Here is a 19,315-nt window from a genome sequence, read left to right on the forward strand (position 1 = left end):
CCTGTTGCTGCTGGTTTATTGGCCTCCGCCCGGCGGCGGTACATCCTTCTGCCACATTAACCCGGCAAATTGTTTAATTGTCGGGTTAATCAGTGGCCCTTCAAAGGAGCCAGGCTGGCGGGGTATACGGGACAGGGCAGTGTTGGAGAGCGCCGCTGGACTGTCTGCGATGGCGGCCGGCTCCTCAGCCCCTTGCCCGGCCAGGCAGGCCCGGGTCGAACCACCGAATTGAGTAAGGCCGGCTCCGGCACGCCTGCAGTGGTCCTGTGGCGGCATTTCCCCGCACCCCGGGGCTATGCTGAATAGAGTTGTATTGCCGTGGACCTCGAGATGCCTGATCTGGGCAGCCCCACCGGAAGCCGCCAGTCACTGGAGTGCCGGGTCGCCCTGGTCGGGGGCGACCGCCGGTTGGCGAGCCATTGGGTGGGGGCGCTCAACAGTACCGCCGCCCAACATGAAAACCCACTGGGCCTGCGCTTCGAATCAGTGGCCCGCAGCGCCGTAGAGAAGCTGCTGTTGCGCGAGCCAAAGGTGCAGGCGCTGATTGTCGATGGGGGTTGCGACCAGCACAGCCTGAGTGCGGCTGAAGAGCTGGTCGATCACCTGCACGGGATCCGCACACAGTTGAATGTTTTTCTGGTAGTGCAGGGCTGCGCTGTTTCCGTGTCTGTGCGCCAGCGCTTTGATGAACTCTTCGATCGTCGCGAGGGCAATTTCAATCAGGTGTTTCGCCTGGTGCAGGCATTTATCGCCCGGCGCGCTTCTACGCCCTTTGCCGACACCCTGAAAGCCTATGTATTCAACGCCCGTGACGCCTGGCACACGCCGGGGCATTCGGGCGGTGACAGCCTGCGCAACAGTCCCTGGGTAGGGGACTTTTACCGTTTTATGGGCGAGCATGTGTTCAACACGGACCTGTCTGTATCGGTACAGGTGCTGGACAGCCTGCTGGAGCCACATTCGGTGATTCAGGAGGCGCAGGAACTGGCCGCCCACACCTTTGGCGCACGCCATACATTCTTTCTTACCAACGGCACCTCCACCGCCAACAAGGTGGTGATTCAGCAGATTCTCGGGGGCGGGGGCAAGATTATTGTGGACCAGGCCTGCCACAAGTCGGTGCATCACGCCATCGTCATGAATCGTTGCGAACCTGTCTATCTGAAATCCACCCTGCACCCGAAGTTTGGCATCTACGGTCCGGTGCGTCGCGAGGATATTTTTCGGGCACTGGAGGAGCATGGCGATGCGCGCCTGCTAGTGTTGACTTCCTGCAGTTACGACGGCCTGCGCTACGACCTAAAACCCATCATCGATCGCGCCCATAAGTGCGGCGTCAGGGTATTGGTGGATGAAGCCTGGTACGCCCACGGTTATTTTCACCCCGAGCTGCGGCCCACGGCGCTGGAAAGCGGTGCCGACTATGTGACTCAGAGTACTCACAAGATGTTATCCGCTTTTTCGCAGGCCAGCATGATCCATGTACAGGACACGGAGTTCGACGAATTCCGGTTCCGCGAAAACCTCAACATGCACGCCTCTACCAGCCCCCAGTATGTGATGATTGCCAGCCTCGACGTGGCCCGCAAACAGATGGCGATGGAGGGTTTCGGTCGGCTCCAGCAGTGTATGCAGATGGTGCGGACCTTGCGTCAGGCAGTGGATGATACCGGCGTCTTTCGGGCGCTGACCTGTGCAGACCTGATACCGGATCCGCTCAGGGGCGACAATATCCGGCTGGACCCCACCAAGGTCACCATCGATCTTTCCGCCAGTGGTTTTTCCGGGCGGGAAATGCAGATAAAGCTGTTTGACCGGTACGGTATCCAGGTGGAAAAGACCACTTACAACACAGTGACGGTGCTGGTGACTCTGGGCAGCACAGAGAGCAAACTGCTGCGTTTGATCCATGCGTTGAAACAATTGGCAGTCAACCGCCGCACAAGAGCTTTGGGGGTGGTATCCCGCTGCCTGCCTGCATTTACCCGCCTTACCTGTTTGCCCGCCGATGCCTACTTTGCCGAAACGGAGGAACTTCCGCTGATGGACAACGGCGTCCGGGCCGACAGGCAACTGGTGGGCCGTACCAGCGCCGATGAAATTGTGCCCTATCCGCCGGGCATTCCGGTGTTGGTGCCGGGGCAGGAGATATCGGTGGAGATAGTGCAATTCCTGCGGCAGTTGCTGCAGGGGCAGACTGCTGAGGAAATTCACGGTTTGATGTTTCGATCCGATGAGCCGATGCTGCGGGTGGTCCGGGAGGAAGTGCTCAGGGAACTCAATACTGCGTCAGGCGCCCGGTGAATGCCCCGCGCCGACTCGAGTCAGTGAGGCACAAGTTCTTGCGTCTAATTGCACGGGAACCTAGGGCCACGATCAAACCCATGGGAGGCTGGCAGTTTGTGGACACAGCTTTTCCCGGCTTGTTCAGCCTGGATTTACGGTGCAGGTCCGCAAATTCTGCAGGGTAAATCAAGCGGGCCCCAGCCATTCCATTGCCGGTTTACGAAAAGGAATCACAGTGTGTTTGAGCAGCCAAACTCCGTATTGATCGCCGGGGCTGGTGGTGGCCTGGGGCAGGCGCTGGTGGCGGAAGTGGGGCGGCGCTGTCCGCAGGCCCGGCTGCTGACCATAAGCCGCAGCCAACCGCCGTCGCAATTATTGCAGGCGGCGGCGAACCGGCATCTCTGCGTGCAGCTGGGCAGGCCGGAAGCGGTTCAGCAGGTGCGGGAGTTTTTGCGCCGCCAGGCGCAGTTGCCGGAATGGGTGATCAACTGTTGCGGTATTCTGCATGACGGGGACCATGCGCCGGAGAAGTCGCTGGACCAGTGCAGTGACGAATGGCTGCTGACATCGATGCGCGGCAACCTGCTGACGCACCTCCACCTGGCTCAGGCACTGGGCCCTTTGCTGTCCCGGGGAAATCCATTGTTGTGGGCTTCCCTGTCGGCCAAAGTCGGCAGCATCGGCGACAACCAAATGGGTGGCTGGTACAGCTACCGCATAAGCAAGGCGGCGCTCAATATGCTGGTAAAGAACCTGGCTATTGAGTGGGGGCGCCGGCTGGATTCCAGTTGTGTGGTGGCAATCCATCCCGGGACCACCGATACCGACTTGTCAAAACCGTTCCAGAAACGGATCGCCCCCGGTAAGCTCTACTCGCCACAGCTCAGTGCCGAACGTATCCTGGAAGTGTTACAGGGGCTAAAACCCAGTGACAGTGGACGCCTGTTGTTTTGGGATGGGCAGGTGATTCCCTGGTAAAAGTTTGCCGTCGCCACCGGGACCTGCAAGCGGCGTTCCCATCGGTCAGGTACTGTGCGGGTTGCCGCGCTCGATCAGTGTGGCCAGGTCCAGGCCCCTGGGCAGGCAGCCGGTGCCGTGAGCGCCGCCGGCGTCCAGCCGGGCGGCAATAAAGGCTTCCGCCACTGCGCTGTTGCCGCTTTGCACCAGCAGATGCGCCTGCATGGTCAGCGCCATGCGCTCCACCAGATATCTGGCGCGGTATTCCATTTCTTGTAGATCCGCAAACTGGTTTTTCAGGTCTGCCACGGCCCGGTCCAGGCGCGGGTCGGCGCCGGCGCTGTTGTCCAGCTCGTCGTACCAGGCCACCAGTGCGGAGGGTGTCTTGCCAATGGCCCGCAGCAGGTCCAGTGCCTGAATATTGCCTGAACCTTCCCAGATGGCATTGATAGGGGCGTCCCGGTACAGGCGGGCGGTGATAAAGTCCTCCACCACGCCATTGCCCCCGAGGCATTCCATGGCCTCGTAGGCGTGGTGGGGTGTGCGTTTGCAGATCCAGTATTTGCCCACGGCGGCGCCCAGGCGCAGCAGTAGCCGCTGACTCTCCTGGTCCCGGTGGTCCAGTGCTTGCGCCATGCGCATGGTCAGGGCCACGGAGCCCTCCACTTCCAGCTGCAGATCGGCGAGGACATTCTGCATCAGCGGCTGGTCGATCAGCTGGTGGCCAAAAGCTCGGCGGTGGGCGGCGTGGTGAATCGCCTGAATCACCGCCTGTCGCTGGGCGGCGGAGGAGCCAACCATACAGTCGAAGCGGGTGGTGGCTACCATCTCGATAATGGCGTTGATACCGCGGCCCTCGTCGCCGATCAGCCAGCCGAGGGCGCCGTGTATCTCCACTTCCGACGAGGCATTGGAGCGATTGCCGGACTTGTTTTTCAGCCGCTGGATCTGCAGCGCATTTTTGCTCCCATCAGCGCGCCAGCGCGGCACCAGGAAACAGGACAGCCCCCCGGGGGCCTGGGCCAGCATCAGGAAGGCGTCACACATGGGGGCGGACATAAACCACTTGTGTCCCACCAGTTCGAATACCCTATTGCCGCTGTTGTCCGGCAGCGGAATGGCACTGCTGGTGTTTGCGCGCACATCCGAGCCCCCCTGCTTTTCCGTCATGCCCATACCGATGGTGAGCGCGGCCTTGTCCCCATAGGGCCGATTACTGGCATCGTAGCCCCGGGCGGTAACCTTGGGCAGCCACTCGGCGGCCAGGTGGGGGCTGAGTCGCAGTGTTGGCACCGCGGCGAAGGTCATGGTGACGGGGCATCCGTGGCCGGATTCCAACTGGCTGTGGAGGTAGTATTTGGCTGCGCGCACCAGGTGCGCACCGGGTTTCGGGTCGACCCATGGCGCACTGTGCAATCCTTCGCTCAGGGCCAGTTGCATCAATTGGTGGTAGGCGGGGTGGTAGCGCACCAGGTCGATGCGGTTGCCGTTGCGGTCGTGGCTGTCGAATTCGGGCGGGAAGGCATTGGCGAGAAAGCCGCGCTCGATCATTTCCGGACGACCGCAGATTTCGCCATAGCGCTGCAAATCCTCCTCTGCCCAGTGGCCGCCATACAGTGTCACTGCATCGCGCAGAGCGCCGTCGCCGGCGTAAAGATTGTGCCCCGTCAACGGCGGCGTCTGGTTGAAAACCGTGTGGGTACTGGCCTGGCTGGAGGGGGGCTCGGCTTCACTCATCGTTGTCCTCGCTGGCAGCAGCTGTGGGCGCTATAGCAAGATAACGGACGGGGACGTCAAAGCCTAGCAGGCTGTTGAAAAAGTGTTTTTCAGCAGTCTGCTGTTCCGAACAGGGATGTTCGGGCCGCAAATCAGACACTGCGTTTGCCGGCTAGGTTGAGGGTGAGTTCCAGCAGCCCGCTCCAGGGGTCCCGGCCGCGGTCGCCCTTGATTGCGCTATCCACGGCCCTGGCCCGCAACAACAGTTCTTCGAGCTGGCGCCGTTCAAGCCGCGACAGTGCGGATTGCACCAGCGGCTGGCGTTTTTGGATACGGACCAGCCGGCCGATGGGCTGGCCCTGGTCCAGTTGCTGGCCCACCTCTATCAGGCTGCGTATCTCCCGCGCCAGAGCCCAGAGTACCACCGGTGCCTCGACGCCCTCGGCTCGCAAGCCGTGCAGGGTTTTAACCGCCCTGTCCGCGTCGCCGGCGAGCGCCCGGTCGATCAGGCCAAACACATCGTAGCGAGCCGAGCTGGCCACGGCCGCGTCCATCAGCTCGGCGGTGATGACCTGACCTGCGCAAAGCAGCTTGAGTTTTTCTATTTCCTGATTTGCCGCCAGCAGGTTGCCTTCGACGCGCTCGGCCAATATCTGAATGGCATCCGGTTCCGCCTCTAATCCCAGGGTGCGCAGGCGCTGGTGGATCCAGCGCGGCATTTCCCGCGCCTCCACCGGCCAAACCTGAATAAGGGTACCCCGTTGTTCGAGCGCCTTAATCCACTTGCTGTTCAGCTGCGTGCGCTCGAGCTTGGGCAGCACCAGCAACAGTACAAGGTCGTCGCAGTGGATGCCGGCGAACTCCTGCAGCGCCCGGCTGCCCTTGTCCCCGGGTTTGCCACCGGGCAGCCGCAGTTCAATGAGTTTTTTTTTCGCGAACAGCGACAGGCTGCCGGCGGCGGCCAGCAGGGTACCCCAGTCGAAATTGTGCTCGCCGTGCAGCAGTTCGCGCTCGTCGTATCCCTTTTGCCTGGCGGCCACACGGATACTATCGCAACATTCCTGCACCAGCAGCGGTTCATCCCCGGATACGACGTAAATCGGGGTCAGCCCCCGATTCAGGTTCTGGGACAACTGGCGGGGATTGATGCGCATCCGACCGCTTAGCTTCTGTCTGACGGCGCTGCATCGATGTCGATGCGGCGCAGCCGGTCGATGATGCGGCTGATCAGGTCGCGCCGCATTTCCACGCGCAATGAGCGCTCCTCCTCACCCTTGCTGACAACTTCGTTGTCGTCCCAAACCAGGGTGCGGTATACGACTGCCTCGGCGTTGTCGAGCAGAGTCCGGCCGCTGCTGTCGCGCACGCTGTAGAGTGCACTGGTGGTCAGTTCGTATTCCGATGCGCGTCCCTTGGCGTCGACGGAGACGGTGCGCCTGCGCTCATTTTCCGCGTGGATGATCAGCACATAATCCGCCTCTATCGCCGACTCCGCCATGGGCAAGCCGGCGTTTTGCAGCAGCCGGGTGAGGCTTTCGGCGGTGTCGGCGCGGGGATTCTGGGCGGTGATGTACAGCTTGCTGCCCGGGGGAAAGTTTTTGGGCGCCCCGCGGAGATGCCAGCCACAGCCACCGGTGGCGATGGCGAGTGTTATCAGCGCAATAGTCAGTGTTTTTTTCATGGCAGTGTGTCCAGTCGCGGGGCCGTCCGGCGTCTTGATCCCGTGCAAAGAAAGTGAGGCTGGCGCTGCCCCGTTACCGGGCGACGATGTTCACCAGTTTACCCGGTACCACGATCACTTTGCGGATCTGGGCATCGCCGATGAACTTCAGCACATTTTCGTGGTTCACCGCCAACTGCTCCAGGGCTTCCCTGTCCGCGTCTGCGGGTGCGTCCAGCTTTGCCCGCACTTTGCCGTTGACCTGTACCACCAGGGTGATGGTGGAGCGGACCAGTGCCTCTTGGTCCACCTGCGGCCAGGGCGCGTCCACCAGCGGGGTGTCGTGGCCCAGTTCCCGCCAGAGTGCGTGGCAGATATGTGGGGTGACCGGGGCCAGCAGCAGCACTGCGGTGCGCAATGCCTCCGCCTCTGTCGCCAGCCCCTGCTCGCTGTCGCGCTCGGCCAGTCTGATTATTTCGTTGAGCAGCTCCATCACGGCGGCTACGGCGGTGTTGAAAGTCTGGCGGCGGCCATAGTCGTCGCTGACCTTGCGGATGGTCTCGTGGGTCTTGCGGCGCAACTGTCGCTGGCTGTCCTTGAGGTTGCCGCTGTGGACAGGTGCGCTGCCGCCACCGGCGGCGATATGGCCGTAAACGGTTTTCCAAAGTTTGCGCAGGAAGCGGCTGGCTCCCTCGACGCCGGCATCGTGCCACTCCAGGGTCTGTTCCGGCGGTGCGGCGAATACGGTGAACAGCCGTACTGTGTCAGCTCCGTATTGCTCTACGGCGGCGTGGGGATCTATGCCGTTGTTCTTGGACTTGGACATTTTCACCACACCGCCGGCGATGACCTCTTCACCGGTGGCTATTTCAATCGCGCGAACCGGCTTGCCTTTGTCGTCGCGCTCGACGTCAACCTCTGCGGGGTTGAGCCAAGTCTTGTGGCCATTGTCCTGTTTGTAAAAGGATTCCGCCAGCACCATGCCCTGGCACAAGAGCCGCTTGAAGGGCTCGTCACTGGAGAGCAGGCCCTCGTCGCGCATCAGTTTGTGGAAGAAGCGCGCGTAGAGCAGGTGCAGTATGGCGTGTTCGATACCGCCCACATACTGGTCCACCGGCAGCCAATAGTCCGCGCGGGCCGGGTCCAGCATACCCTCCTCAAAGTCGGGGCAGGTGTAGCGGGCGTAATACCAACTGGATTCCATAAAGGTGTCGAAGGTATCGGTTTCGCGCTCCACCGGTTTGCCGTCGAGGGTGTCCTGACGCCACTGGGGGTCCGCCTTGAGGGGGGATCTCACACCGTCCAGTTCCACCTCTTCCGGCAGCAGGATGGGCAGTCTGTCCGCCGGTACCGGAATTTCGCCGCCGTCCGGCAGGTTGAACATGGGGATGGGGGCGCCCCAGTAGCGCTGGCGCGACACACCCCAGTCGCGCAGTCGGTAATGGGTTGTGACCCGCCCCCTGCCGGCGGCCGTGAGGGTGTCGGCAATGGCAGCGAAGGCGGCGTCGAAGTCGAGGCCGTCGAAATCGCCGGAATTGACCAACAGGCCCCGGTCGACAAAGGCGGCACTGTCCAGATCTATCTGTTCGCCGTCGGCCGGTGCTATTACCTGTGTGATGGGAAGCTGGTACTTGCGCGCAAATTCCCAGTCGCGCTGGTCGTGGGCGGGTACCGCCATCACTGCACCGGAGCCGTAATCCATCAACACATAGTTGGCGACCCACAGCGGCACCTCTTCACCGGAGATGGGGTGAATTGCCCTGAGGCCGGTATCCATACCGCGTTTTTCCATGGTGGCCATATCGGCTTCGGACAGGGATTGCTGTTTGCACTCGGCGATGAAAGCCATCAACTCGGGGTTGTCTTCCGCCAGTGCCATGGAAATCGGGTGCTCCGCTGCGAGAGACACATAGGTAACGCCCATCAGGGTATCCGGGCGGGTGGTGTATACATCCAGATGATTCACACCGGCGATGGTCTGGGGCAGGGCGAAACTCAGTTCCAGCCCCCTGCTTTTGCCGATCCAGTTGCGCTGCATGGTGCGCACCTGCTCCGGCCAGTGGGGCAGCTTGTCCAGGTCGTTGACGAGTTCGTTGGCGTAAGCGGTGATCCGTATAAACCACTGTGCCAGCTCCCGGCGCTCCACAGTGGTGCCACAGCGCCAGCAGCGGCCGTCCTCCACCTGTTCATTGGCCAGCACCGTCTGGTCGTGGGGGCACCAGTTCACGGCGGAGTTTTTCTTATAGACCAGGCCCTTCTCATACAGGCGGGTAAAGAACCACTGCTCCCAGCGATAATAGGCAGGGCGGCAGGTGGCCAGCTCGCGGGACCAGTCAAAGCCGAAGCCCAACACTTTTAACTGGTCTTTCATGTAGTCGATGTTGGCGTAGGTCCACTTGGCCGGTGCGGTTTTGTTTTGAATGGCGGCATTTTCTGCCGGCAGGCCGAAGGCGTCCCAACCCATGGGGTGCAGGACATTCTTGCCTTGCATGCGCTGGAAACGGGAGATAACGTCGGTAATAGTGTAATTGCGCACATGTCCCATATGCAGCTTGCCACTGGGATAGGGGAACATGGACAGACAGTAGAATTTTTCCCGGCCGGCGTCCTCCGTGACCTCAAAGCTTTTCTGTTCCTCCCAAAACTGCTGGGCGGACGCTTCGACTGTAGACGGGTTGTACTGCTTTTGCATCGGTAGGGAACCTATACTCTGTGATTCAACGCTCAGTGGCACATCCGGAATAACCGGTACACTGACAAACGCCGGATTATATGAGGGATGCCATGACGAAGGAACCGAAGTTGCCGCCGGAGGGTGATTTGGCTGAAGAATTGCGCCGCAGCCTCGAGAACCTGGTGGAAGGGGAGTTGTCGGTTGAAAATTTAACTGCCAACAAGCTGACCTTTCTGCGCGCCTGGCTCAAGGATGACCTGCACCGTACCGGCGACTATCTGCGGGGCCTGGGGGGCGAGCTGCAGACACTAGAGGAACGCACCGGCGACTGGCTGCTGAATGCCGCTGATCCAACGGAAACCGCCTGGCCCAACTTACTCCGTTGCATCAGTGGCGGGCAGCCTTGGGCACTGGCGGGCGAGACGGTAGGAGAGGGGGAGGAGTTGCAGTGTCTCGGTTGTGGATATCGGGTCCTGCCGGCGCCGCACACCCAGATCACCCCTTGCCATCGCTGCGGTTATGGGTGCTTTAGGCAGTTGGAGGGTGGTCTGGAAGCCTAGGGAGCCTCTGATAAAGTCAGTGCAATCTCAGGCTTTGCGTCGAGTTCGCCAGTTAGGCGCAGTCGCGCAGGAATGTTGGTTACCTTTCAAGCGGCTGCAACACAGCGGGCGGACTCGATGCAAAGCCCCGCAGGGCGGGCCTGTGGCGTCACTTGGACCTTGTTGCTCCGCTCGTCAAGGACAACCAGCCTTGACCTTCGCGCAGCGCCTTGCCAAGCGGTGCCACAGGCTCCGCTGAGACAGTACTGACTTTATCAGAGGTTCCCTAATGGAACTGCACACCAGCCTGACTTCACTGCTGCTGCCGCCGCTGGCGCCCCTGCTGGGTCTGCTGGCGGCCTTTATACTCTGTCTCTTTCCGTCCTCCTCCTGGCTGTTCAAGCTGTCCCTGCCCTTGGCCATGGTTTCTTTTGCGGCTCTGTGGATTTGTGCAACGCCGGCATTTTCCGTCTGGCTGGGTAAGCAGCTGGGTGAGGTCCAGCTCGACAGTCCCGGGCCGCCACAGGCAGTGGTGGTTTTGGGTGGGGGGCGTTACCGCAGCTTGAGCAGCGGCAGCGAGCGACTTTCCGCCACCAGCCTGGAGCGGGTGGTCGGCGCCGCACAGGGAGCGCCGGCGCAGCTGCCGATACTGGTTGCCGGTGGGCGGGTTTTACAGCGGGATCAGGGCTCTGAGGCGGATATGATGGTCGCTGTGCTGCAGCAACTGCTGCAGAGACCGGTGACCTGGCGCGACGGCTGCAGCCGCACCACGGCGGAAAATGCGGTCAATAGTGCGGCCATACTGCACGACTCGGGTATTGAGCGTATTGTCCTTGTGACCCACTGGTGGCACATGCCCCGGGCAGCGCGTGTCTTTGCCCGTGCCGGACTGCAGGTACAGCCACTGCCGGTGGGTGTGGTCGATGAGCTTCCGCCCCGCACGCGGGGCGCTCTACTGATGTGGATACCCAGTGCCGCGGCGATGCTGCGCACGCAAACCTATTGGCGGGAGCTGCTGGGTCAGTTCTGGTACCACTGGCGGCCCATGCCGCCGGTGCACAAATGCTAGGCCCTGGGGAACTTCCGGCTAGGGAGCGGTTCTTATTTGCGGGTCACGCCTGGGTCTTGAGAGGTGGTGGCGTGGGGCATATGATAAGTGCCCGCAGTGTCTAGTCTGTCGTCGATTTCCCTGTCTGAACTACCCTTTTGCGGCGGGGATTGGGGCCGGCGCAGAAAAAAATAAAAGAGGTAATACTGAGATGGAGGCTATTCCTGCATCGTTTTCCCCGATTCAATTGCACGACCGCCTGAATCGCCCGATATGGCTCGGCTTCAAGCGGGTCCCGGTGGATGGCCGTGAACTGCTGTTTTTGACTTCCGGCAGCGGCTCGGTCCAGATCGGCAAGAATTTCGAGACTTTTGCCGGACAGATAGTCCGTGAATTTGATATCAATCCTGCGGATGTGGATTTCGTCGAGTTGCGGGACGAAGACGAGCAGCGGCACTGGTATCGCTGGCATGCCCAGTGGGTGGGGTCAGCGCCCATGGAGTGCCGGGCTGAAGCGGTGACCGGTGAATCCCGCCGACGCTACCTCGACCAGGTACTGCACGGCGATACGGTGGCGGCCTGATTTACCCCAGACCAGTATTCTCTGTGGTGCCTGGCCACGAAACCGGATCAGGCCACTTGCCGCTTGATGCCGTTTCCCAGCAGGTCGGCCAGCGCCCCTTCGAGAGTCGGATACCTGAAGCTGTAGCCGCTGTCGAGTGCGACGCGCGGTTCCATTCTCTGGCTGGCCAGCAGCAATTCCTCAGCCATTTCCCCAAACAACAGTTTTAGCAGCCATGCGGGAGTGCGCATCACCGCCGGGCGCTGCAGTTGCTTGCCCAGCAGCCGGGCAAAGCTGTTGTTGGTAACCGCTTCCGGGGCGGAGGCGTTAAACGGCGTACAGAGTTGGTGGTCAATCGCGTGTAGCATCAGCCCGACGATATCCTCTTCGTGAATCCAGCTCATCCACTGCTCGCCGGAACTCATGGGGCCGCCCAGACCCAGACGGAAAGCCGGCAGCATCTGGCTGAGGGCGCCGCCGCGGGTGGACATTACGATGGAGGTGCGCATGATACCGACACAGATGCCGGCCCGCTGCAGCGGCAGGGTGGCCGCTTCCCAGTCGCGGCACAGCTGTGCCGCGAAGCCGCCCCCCGGAGGGCTGTTTTCCCGCAGCAGATCGCCGCCGCGGTCGCCGTAGTAGCCTACTGCCGAGCCGGACAGCAAATACCTTGGGGGTTGCTTGAGGGACAGGCACCAGCGCGCCAGTTCTTTCGTGGTACCTATCCGCGAAGTGCGGATTTGCTGGCGGGAGTGCTCCGTCCAGCGGCGGGAAATGGGTTCCCCCGCCAGGTTCACCACAATGTCGACCGGTTCCTGTACCTGCTGCAGTTCGCGGCAGCCTCTGGCGGTTTCTCCACACAGCTGCCGCACCTTGTCCGGCCGCCGGCTCAATACCGTTAGCGTGTTGCTGCGGGCCAGCCAGTGCTGACAAAACAAGCGGCCAATAAGGCCGGTGCCGCCGGTAATCAAACTGTGCATAGTGATGGCATCCTTGCCGGTTGGCATTATTTTTGTGCGGCCCGTGATTTATCTGGAGCCAGTGTAGGATAAATCAGTCATTTTGGGGGCGATTTGCGCGTCTTGTCAGCGCTTGGCCGTCAGCTTGGTATCTTGCTCCGGAGTCGGTCTGTGGCGCACGGCGAGGCCGATGGCGAGCATCGGCAGCGCCAGAGCAAACGGCAGAGTAATACCGGCCAGCATAAAGGGGGTGGCGCCCTGCATGGCGGTGATCCGGCCCACCAGAGTGGCGCGTTCGAACTGTGGCAGGCGCTGGGTAATCCTCCCGTGCGGATCCACGATTGCGGTCACGCCGGTGTTGGTGCCGCGCACCAGATAGCGGCCGGTTTCCAGCGCGCGCATCTGGGCCATCTGCATATGCTGGAGCGGGCCAATGGAATCCCCAAACCAGGCGTCGTTGCTAATGGTGAGCAATACCTGGGCATTCAGGGCGGAGTCCGCCACCAGGCTCGGGTAGACGATCTCATAGCAGATAAGCGGGGCCCAGGTGGCGTCGCCGGCATTCAGGGGCTGCTGTTTGTCGGGGCCGGAGCGGATGAAAGAAGTGGGCAGGTCGAAAAACTCTATGGTGCCGCGGATCCAGTTTTCCAGCGGTACATATTCCCCGAACGGCACCAGGTGCCGCTTGTGGTAGACCTGTGGGGTGCGGCCGAACACAGCGGCCGAGTTGTACACGACGCGGTGAGCGCGGCTTTCCTCACTGCTGGCCTCGCGGTCGTACAGCAGGCCGCTGATCAGGTCGATACCACTCTGTTCGGCGTTGCGCTGCAGTGCCTGCATCAGGTTCGGTGCCTGGTGATACAACAGCGGCAGCGCCGCCTCGGGCCAGACAATAACGTCCACTCCCTGTCCCGAGAGGTTGCGGGTGGCCTCCTGATAGCGGTCGATGGTCTCGCCGCGGAAAGCGGGCAGCCACTTTTTCTCCTGGGGGATATTCGCCTGCACCAAACCCACCGAAAGCGGCTCGCCGGCGGTCTGGGTCCAGGGTACCTGGGACAGCAGTGCCCCGAGCGGCCAGATGGCCAGCACTGCGGTCAGCAACACGGCATCGGCTCTGTACCGCAGCGGTCGCAAACGGCCGGAGACCAGCAGAGCTGCAGTTGCGGCGGTCAGGGCCAGCAACAGGCCCATGCCATAGACACTCACCACCGGCGCCCACCCGGACAGCCAGGTGTGAACATGCCCATAGCCGGAGAACAGCCAGGGAAAGCCGGTGAACAGCCAGCTGCGCAGCCATTCGCTCAGGAACCACAGGGCGGCAAAAGCCAGTGCGAAGCTCAACCTGTGGTCGGTAAAATGGCCGAGGAAGAAGAATGGCAGGGCGAACAGCAATGCCATGATGGCTGCAAAGGCACCGGTCAGCGCAACACCCAAAACCACCGAGGAGCCACCGAACTGGGTGATGGACACATAGACCCAGGAGGCGCCGCTGACGAAGAGCCCGAGACCGAAACAGAATGCCAGCCAGAGAGTACTGCGCCCCGGCAGTTGGCGGCGGCCGGCAGCGTACAGATTCAGCCACGCGAACAGGGCGAGGGACAGCAGCCCCAGCGGCCAGAAGTCGAAGGGAGCGAATGACAGGGTGAGCAGGCTACCTGCGACAAGGCTGGCGAGGGAGATGTAGAGTCTGGGCATCTTGTCGGTCTGTTCAGATCAAATGGCAGTGCGGAATTCCCGCCCGGGCTAGGCCGGGATTTTACCCGGGTGGCCCTCGCGGTGTATGCGCAGCAGGTGCACCTGGCGGTTGTCGGCGTAGAGCACGCGGCAGGTGAAATCGCCCATCTGCGTCACCTCGTCGCGCCCCGGCAGGTGGCCAAACGATTGCATCACCAGTCCGCCGACAGTATCGAACTCTTCGTCACTGAGTTCGCTGTCGAAGAACTGGTTAAAATCCTCGATGGGGGTGAGGGCTTTGACGATGTAGTCATTCTCGCCCACCTTGCGGATAAAACTATCCTCCTCTTCCTCGTCGGTTTCATCCTCAATCTCGCCGACGATTTCCTCCAGAATATCCTCGATAGTGACCACCCCGGATACGCCGCCATATTCGTCGATCACCACCGCCATATGATAGCGGTTCTCGCGGAACTCCCGCAGCAGTATATTGAGACGCTTGCTCTCCGGGATGATATTGGCGGGGCGTATGATTTCTTCGAGGCTGAAGCCCGTCGCGCCTTTCAGAATCAACGGCAGCAGGTCCTTGGCGAGCAAAATGCCGCGGATATCGTCTATACCGTCGCCGGTGACGGGAAAGCGGGAGTGGCCGGATTCGATGATTTTCGGCAGGAACGCCTCCGGCTTGTCCTGCAGGCTCACAACCACCATCTGCGAACGCGGGATCATTATCTCCCGCACCTGTTGGGTGGACACGTCCAGTGCGCCTTCGATGATGGACAGCGCCTCCGCATCCACTACCTGGTTTTCCGCCGCATCCTTGATGATTTCCAGCAGCTCATCGCGGGACTTGGGCTCGGCCGAAAAGGCCCTGAAGAGTTTTTCCAGCCAGTTTTTCTCCCCGGACCGGGGCTTGCTGGAAGAGTGACTACTTGGGGGTTCGTCGGTGGTCATGGAAGTTGCCATGCTCCGTATTCTCTCGTTGCTAGTCTAGTTTGTCACCGGCCGCCGGTGCCGGTGTGGTTTGCGGCGGAATTGCCACAGTAAGGGTCGGGGATGTCGAGTCCGGCCAGCAGGCGGGTCTCCAGGCTCTCCATGATCTCTGCGTCGGCGTCCTCGATATGGTCGTAACCCAGCAGGTGGAGTGTGCCATGGACTACCATGTGAGCCCAGTGCGCAGACAGCGGTTTCTGCTGCTGCCGGGCCTCCCGGGCGACCACCGGGGCGCAGATAACGAGATCGCCCAGCAGTGGCAGGTCCAGGTCCTCGGGCAACGCCGCCGGAAAGGACAGGACATTGGTGGGTTTGTCCCGTTGCCGGTACCGACGGTTCAGGTGCCGGCTCTCTTCTTCATCGACAATGCGCACCGTGAGTTCGGCGTCTCCGCGGGTATCGGCCAGCGCAGCGGTGGCCCAGGTGCGAAGCTGGTCATCGCTGGGCAGACCGGGGGACTGGCTGGCTCGCTGTACGTCGAGGTGCACTTGGTTCATGGCGATCGGCTAGGGTCGCGGCTTCAGGCCGCGTCTTCATCCTGCCGGCCGGCAGGGGCTTCCTGCGCGGCTTCGTGGAAATCGTAGGCTTCCACAATGCGCTGTACCAGGGGGTGGCGCACCACGTCCTTGGCCCCAAAATGGGTAAAGCTGATGCCGTTGACCCGGCGCAGGACCTCGGCGGCGTGGCGCAGGCCCGAGGCCTGGCCGCGGGGCAGGTCTATCTGGCTGGGATCGCCGGTGATCACCGCAGTGGAGCCAAAACCAATGCGGGTCAGGAACATTTTCATCTGCTCGCGGGTGGTGTTCTGGCTTTCGTCGAGAATCACGAAGGCATTGTTGAGCGTGCGGCCCCGCATGTAAGCCAGCGGCGCCACCTCGATCACATTGCGTTCGATCAGTTTGCCAACGGTTTCGAAGCCCAGCATTTCATACAGGGCGTCGTATAGCGGTCGCAGGTAGGGGTCTACTTTCTGACTCAGGTCCCCGGGCAGGAAGCCCAGCTTCTCGCCGGCCTCCACTGCCGGGCGGACCAGCAGGATGCGCTCCACCTCATCCTTGAGCAGTGCCTCTACGGCACAGGCCACCGCCAGGTAAGTCTTGCCGGTCCCGGCCGGACCGATTCCAAAATTGATGTCATTGGTCTGCACCGCGTGCACATACTTGCGCTGATTGACACCGCGGGGCCGCACCGAACACTTCTTGGTGCGGATCAACACCACCTGCCCGTCTTCCGGCTTACCCTCCGGGCTCTCCTGTTCCAGCAGTTCTTCAACCCCCGACTGCTGCAGTGCCAGGTGGATCTCGTCCGGGGTGAGGACATCGCGTTCGCCGGTTTCTGCATAGAGGAAGCTCAATAGCTCTCCGGCGGCGCGGGCCGAGCTGGGTTCGCCATAAAAGGCAAACCGGTTGCCGCGGTTGCGGATTTCCACATCGAGACGGTGTTCAATCTGGCGCAGGTGCTGATCGAATTGGCCACAGAGATTGGCCAGGCGGCGGGCATCGTTGGGTTCAAGGGTGATACTGTGAGCGAGAGTATGTGTTTCCAAATTGGTTTCCGTGCACCTTTATCTGACATTTAGTCTCTAGGGTATACCGATTTTCCGGCCAGGGGAAAGCTTTGCCTCTGACAAATAGGGTATAGAAAGGAATTTTTATATAATATTTTGCTATTAATATAGATTTCACCGCTTCTGGACCCCTTGCGGGATGCCCACTCAGAACAGTGGGCCATCCAGTTCAGAGGTCACCAGGGTACCGCGCAGCGAGTTTGGCAGCGCCTCTTCGATCAGCAGATCCGCAAAGTTGCCGATCAGTGCCAGGTTGTCGCAGCGGAAGTTGACCACACGGTTGTTTTCGGTCCGGCCCTGCAGTTGGCCGGGATCCTTTTTCGACACGCCGGTAACCAGTACGCGCTCTGTATTGCCTACCATGCGCCGGGCAATGGCCGCAGCCTGCCGGTTGATAAGGCCCTGCAACTGCTGCAGGCGCTGTTTCTTGACTTCCCCCGGCGTATCGTCGGGCAAATCCGCTGCCGGGGTGCCCGGGCGTGGCGAATAGATAAAGCTGAAGGAAATGTCGAAGTCCATTTCCTGGATCAGATTTAATGTGGCCGCGAAATCTTTTTCGGTCTCCCCCGGAAAACCGACGATAAAGTCGGAGGACAGACAGATGTCCGGGCGTATCCTCCGCAGGCGGCGGATCTTGGACTTGTATTCAAGGGCTGTATGGCCGCGCTTCATGGCCATAAGGATCGGGTCAGAGCCGCTCTGAACCGGCAGGTGCAGATGGCTCACCAGTTCCGGTACTTCGGCATAGACGTCGATGAGTGCATCGGAGAACTCCACCGGGTGGGAGGTGGTGTAGCGGATGCGGTCGACGCCGTCGATGGCGGCCACATAGGTGATCAGTTCGGCAAAGTCGACCACTTGTCCATCTTCGCCCGGGGCCCGGTAGGCGTTGACATTCTGTCCCAGCAGATTCACCTCGCGGACACCCTGTGCGGCCAGGTGGGCGATCTCCTCCAGGACATCTGCGAGAGGGCGGCTGACTTCCTCCCCCCGGGTATAGGGAACCACGCAGAAGGTACAGTACTTGGAACAGCCTTCCATAATCGAGACAAACGCGGTGGCGCCGTCGGCTTCCGGTTGCGGCAGGCGGTCAAACTTCTCGATTTCGGGGAAGGATACATCCACCACTACCGCGCCACTGTTGTGCTCCCGGGTCTCCATCATTTCCGGCAGGCGGTGCAGGGTTTGGGGGCCAAAGACCAGGTCCACATAGGGGGCGCGCTTGGAGATGGCCTCGCCTTCCTGACTGGCGACACAGCCACCGACGCCGATGATCAGGTGCGGATTCTTTTCCTTCAGGTGCTTCCAGCGGCCCAGTTGGTGGAACAATTTTTCCTGTGCCTTTTCACGGATAGAACAGGTGTTGATCAGCAGTACGTCCGCCTCGTCCGGATCGTCTGTGGCTACCATGGCGTGCGACTCGCCCAGCAGATCGCGCATGCGCCCCGAGTCATACTCGTTCATCTGACAGCCGTGGGTCTTGATATAGAGCTTTTTCACCCGGTCGCGGGGTGCTGATTCGGACATGTCTGGCCTGGCTAAAAACTGTTCAGTTGGAGAGGGGCGGCATTATAGCGACCCGCCAGCAGGCTGCCTAGATGGTGTGCAGGGCAACTGTAGTTAGCACCCGCTATCCTGTGCTATTCTTGCGCGCTTTTTCCTGCATTGGCCAGAATCGCTGTGCAGGGGCTAGGGAGCCTCTGATTAATTCGGTGTAACCTCAGGCTTTGCGTCGTGTTCGCCAGTAAGGCGCAGTCGCGCAGGAATGCTGGTTGCCTTTCAAGCGGCTGCAACGCAGCGGGCGGACTCGACACAAAGCCCCGCAGGGCGGGTCTGTGGCGCCACTTGGGCTAGGTTGCTCCGTTCGTCAAGGACACCCAGCCTTGACCTTCGCGCAGCGCCTTGCCAAGCGGTGCAACAGGCTCCGCTGAGGCAATACTGAATTAATCAGAGGCTCCCTGGTATTCGCAGGGGCAGGCCCTCAACAGAGACATCTATGGCGAACCCAATCTACAAAGTGATTTTTCACAATCAGAATCAGGTGTATGAACTCTACGCCCGTGCCATCTATCAAAGTGATATGTATGGATTTATCGAGGTGGAGGAGTTTGTGTTTGGGGAGAAGTCCCAGTTGGTGGTGGACCCCAGCGAGGAGAAACTCAAAACCGAGTTCGCCTCGGTCACGCGTTCCTATATCCCCATGCACAGTATTGTGCGTATCGATGAGGTGGAGAAAGAGGGCACCGGCAAGATTGTCGAGGTAAAGGGTGAGAAGGTGGCGCAGTTCCCGTTTCCAGCGCCCATGAGGCCCCCGGCGGACACAGAGTAGGTCGCTGCCATATCCCTTTGGGGCGAGAATACCGAGATCAAACCGGTGATTCACCGGGGACTTTTGTAAATTTACGCACGATTTTCACCTGCCGATCGCTGGCTGGCAGTGTAGCGGACAGCATCGCCTGGCTTTTCTCTGTTCGGGTTTGCGGTCTAAACCCAGAAATCCTTAGCGATAAATAAAGTAGTTACAGGCTTGATCGGCATCTAGGGCCTGTTAACACTAATTTTGATAAAATCTGCGTTTATGGAAATCACAAAATCGCAATTCAAAATTATCGAACACCTGCTGCCTTTACAGCGAGGTAACGTCAAAATACCGAATATACAGGTCATAAACGCTGTTTTG

The 19,315-nt window shown here is 60.7% G+C and carries 16 protein-coding genes; 6 read left to right on the forward strand and 10 right to left on the reverse strand.

Annotation, left to right across the window (positions count from 1 at the left end; all coding sequences use genetic code 11):
- Positions 1–330 precede the first annotated feature (330 nt).
- Both AB1S50_RS10600 and AB1S50_RS10605 read left to right on the forward strand, forming a co-directional pair.
- Entirely contained in the window at positions 331–2,304 is a 1,974-nt protein-coding gene (locus AB1S50_RS10600; RefSeq protein ID WP_367150617.1) for an aminotransferase class I/II-fold pyridoxal phosphate-dependent enzyme, read from the forward strand.
- 219 nt (positions 2,305–2,523) lie between these two features.
- Positions 2,524–3,264, forward strand: coding sequence for an SDR family NAD(P)-dependent oxidoreductase (locus AB1S50_RS10605; protein ID WP_367150618.1), 741 nt, complete (start codon positions 2,524–2,526; stop codon positions 3,262–3,264).
- 45 nt (positions 3,265–3,309) lie between these two features.
- Here AB1S50_RS10605 and AB1S50_RS10610 read toward each other — a convergent pair whose 3' ends face one another.
- From AB1S50_RS10610 to leuS, 4 genes are all read right to left on the reverse strand, one after another.
- Positions 3,310–4,980 carry an acyl-CoA dehydrogenase family protein gene (locus AB1S50_RS10610; RefSeq protein WP_367150620.1) on the reverse strand — a complete coding sequence of 557 codons (1,671 nt, stop codon included), beginning with the start codon at positions 4,978–4,980 and terminating at the stop codon, positions 3,310–3,312.
- Positions 4,981–5,111: 131 nt separating this feature from the next.
- Entirely contained in the window at positions 5,112–6,113 is a 1,002-nt protein-coding gene (gene holA / locus AB1S50_RS10615; protein WP_367150621.1) for a DNA polymerase III subunit delta, read from the reverse strand.
- Between the two features lie 8 nt (positions 6,114–6,121).
- The gene (locus tag AB1S50_RS10620; RefSeq protein ID WP_367150622.1) at positions 6,122–6,640 is read right to left on the reverse strand and encodes an LPS-assembly lipoprotein LptE; all 519 of its coding nucleotides are present in this window, start codon (positions 6,638–6,640) and stop codon (positions 6,122–6,124) included.
- Positions 6,641–6,713: 73 nt separating this feature from the next.
- Positions 6,714–9,311 (reverse strand): leucine--tRNA ligase, encoded by a 2,598-nt coding sequence (gene leuS, locus AB1S50_RS10625; protein WP_367150623.1) that lies wholly within the window; start codon positions 9,309–9,311, stop codon positions 6,714–6,716.
- A gap of 92 nt (positions 9,312–9,403) precedes the next feature.
- On the opposite strand from leuS, the gene AB1S50_RS10630 reads away from it, so the two are divergent.
- The 3 genes from AB1S50_RS10630 (at position 9,404) to AB1S50_RS10640 (ending at position 11,463) form a co-directional block, all read left to right on the forward strand.
- Positions 9,404–9,853 carry a zinc ribbon-containing protein gene (locus AB1S50_RS10630; protein WP_367150624.1) on the forward strand — a complete coding sequence of 150 codons (450 nt, stop codon included), beginning with the start codon at positions 9,404–9,406 and terminating at the stop codon, positions 9,851–9,853.
- A gap of 268 nt (positions 9,854–10,121) precedes the next feature.
- Positions 10,122–10,901 (forward strand): YdcF family protein, encoded by a 780-nt coding sequence (locus AB1S50_RS10635; RefSeq protein WP_367150625.1) that lies wholly within the window; start codon positions 10,122–10,124, stop codon positions 10,899–10,901.
- 190 nt (positions 10,902–11,091) lie between these two features.
- On the forward strand, positions 11,092–11,463 hold the full coding sequence (locus tag AB1S50_RS10640; protein WP_367150626.1) for a hypothetical protein: 372 nt from the start codon (positions 11,092–11,094) through the stop codon (positions 11,461–11,463).
- A gap of 47 nt (positions 11,464–11,510) precedes the next feature.
- On the opposite strand, the gene AB1S50_RS10645 is transcribed toward AB1S50_RS10640, so the two are convergent.
- The 6 genes from AB1S50_RS10645 to miaB form a co-directional block, all read right to left on the reverse strand.
- Positions 11,511–12,422 carry a TIGR01777 family oxidoreductase gene (locus AB1S50_RS10645; protein WP_367150627.1) on the reverse strand — a complete coding sequence of 304 codons (912 nt, stop codon included), beginning with the start codon at positions 12,420–12,422 and terminating at the stop codon, positions 11,511–11,513.
- Between the two features lie 105 nt (positions 12,423–12,527).
- On the reverse strand, positions 12,528–14,096 hold the full coding sequence (lnt, locus tag AB1S50_RS10650) for an apolipoprotein N-acyltransferase (protein WP_367150629.1): 1,569 nt from the start codon (positions 14,094–14,096) through the stop codon (positions 12,528–12,530).
- 48 nt (positions 14,097–14,144) lie between these two features.
- Entirely contained in the window at positions 14,145–15,041 is an 897-nt protein-coding gene (locus AB1S50_RS10655) for an HlyC/CorC family transporter (protein ID WP_367150630.1), read from the reverse strand.
- 32 nt (positions 15,042–15,073) lie between these two features.
- Entirely contained in the window at positions 15,074–15,565 is a 492-nt protein-coding gene (gene ybeY / locus AB1S50_RS10660) for an rRNA maturation RNase YbeY (protein ID WP_367150631.1), read from the reverse strand.
- Positions 15,566–15,588: 23 nt separating this feature from the next.
- Positions 15,589–16,614, reverse strand: a complete 1,026-nt coding sequence (locus AB1S50_RS10665) for a PhoH family protein (protein ID WP_367150632.1) — start codon at positions 16,612–16,614, stop codon at positions 15,589–15,591.
- Between the two features lie 168 nt (positions 16,615–16,782).
- Entirely contained in the window at positions 16,783–18,162 is a 1,380-nt protein-coding gene (miaB, locus tag AB1S50_RS10670; RefSeq protein WP_367150633.1) for a tRNA (N6-isopentenyl adenosine(37)-C2)-methylthiotransferase MiaB, read from the reverse strand.
- A gap of 469 nt (positions 18,163–18,631) precedes the next feature.
- Between miaB and AB1S50_RS10675 the strand changes: the two genes are divergently transcribed.
- A complete protein-coding gene (locus AB1S50_RS10675; RefSeq protein ID WP_367150634.1) occupies positions 18,632–18,964 on the forward strand; it encodes a DUF1820 family protein in 333 nt (110 codons plus the stop codon).
- Positions 18,965–19,315 lie beyond the last annotated feature (351 nt).

This window comes from Microbulbifer discodermiae, assembly GCF_040742695.1.
In the GTDB taxonomy this organism is placed as follows: domain Bacteria; phylum Pseudomonadota; class Gammaproteobacteria; order Pseudomonadales; family Cellvibrionaceae; genus Microbulbifer.

Excerpts from the sequence above, each read along its gene's own strand:
- AB1S50_RS10600 (WP_367150617.1), top strand. The coding sequence starts at position 331 with ATGCCTGATCTGGGCAGCCCCACCGGAAGCCGCCAGTCACTGGAGTGC.
- AB1S50_RS10610 (WP_367150620.1), bottom strand. The coding sequence starts at position 4,980 with ATGAGTGAAGCCGAGCCCCCCTCCAGCCAGGCCAGTACCCACACGGTT.
- holA (WP_367150621.1), bottom strand. The coding sequence starts at position 6,113 with ATGCGCATCAATCCCCGCCAGTTGTCCCAGAACCTGAATCGGGGGCTG.
- AB1S50_RS10620 (WP_367150622.1), bottom strand. The coding sequence starts at position 6,640 with ATGAAAAAAACACTGACTATTGCGCTGATAACACTCGCCATCGCCACC.
- leuS (WP_367150623.1), bottom strand. The coding sequence starts at position 9,311 with ATGCAAAAGCAGTACAACCCGTCTACAGTCGAAGCGTCCGCCCAGCAG.
- AB1S50_RS10630 (WP_367150624.1), top strand. The coding sequence starts at position 9,404 with ATGACGAAGGAACCGAAGTTGCCGCCGGAGGGTGATTTGGCTGAAGAA.
- AB1S50_RS10635 (WP_367150625.1), top strand. The coding sequence starts at position 10,122 with ATGGAACTGCACACCAGCCTGACTTCACTGCTGCTGCCGCCGCTGGCG.
- AB1S50_RS10640 (WP_367150626.1), top strand. The coding sequence starts at position 11,092 with ATGGAGGCTATTCCTGCATCGTTTTCCCCGATTCAATTGCACGACCGC.
- AB1S50_RS10645 (WP_367150627.1), bottom strand. The coding sequence starts at position 12,422 with ATGCACAGTTTGATTACCGGCGGCACCGGCCTTATTGGCCGCTTGTTT.
- lnt (WP_367150629.1), bottom strand. The coding sequence starts at position 14,096 with ATGCCCAGACTCTACATCTCCCTCGCCAGCCTTGTCGCAGGTAGCCTG.
- AB1S50_RS10655 (WP_367150630.1), bottom strand. The coding sequence starts at position 15,041 with ATGGCAACTTCCATGACCACCGACGAACCCCCAAGTAGTCACTCTTCC.
- ybeY (WP_367150631.1), bottom strand. The coding sequence starts at position 15,565 with ATGAACCAAGTGCACCTCGACGTACAGCGAGCCAGCCAGTCCCCCGGT.
- miaB (WP_367150633.1), bottom strand. The coding sequence starts at position 18,162 with ATGTCCGAATCAGCACCCCGCGACCGGGTGAAAAAGCTCTATATCAAG.
- AB1S50_RS10675 (WP_367150634.1), top strand. The coding sequence starts at position 18,632 with ATGGCGAACCCAATCTACAAAGTGATTTTTCACAATCAGAATCAGGTG.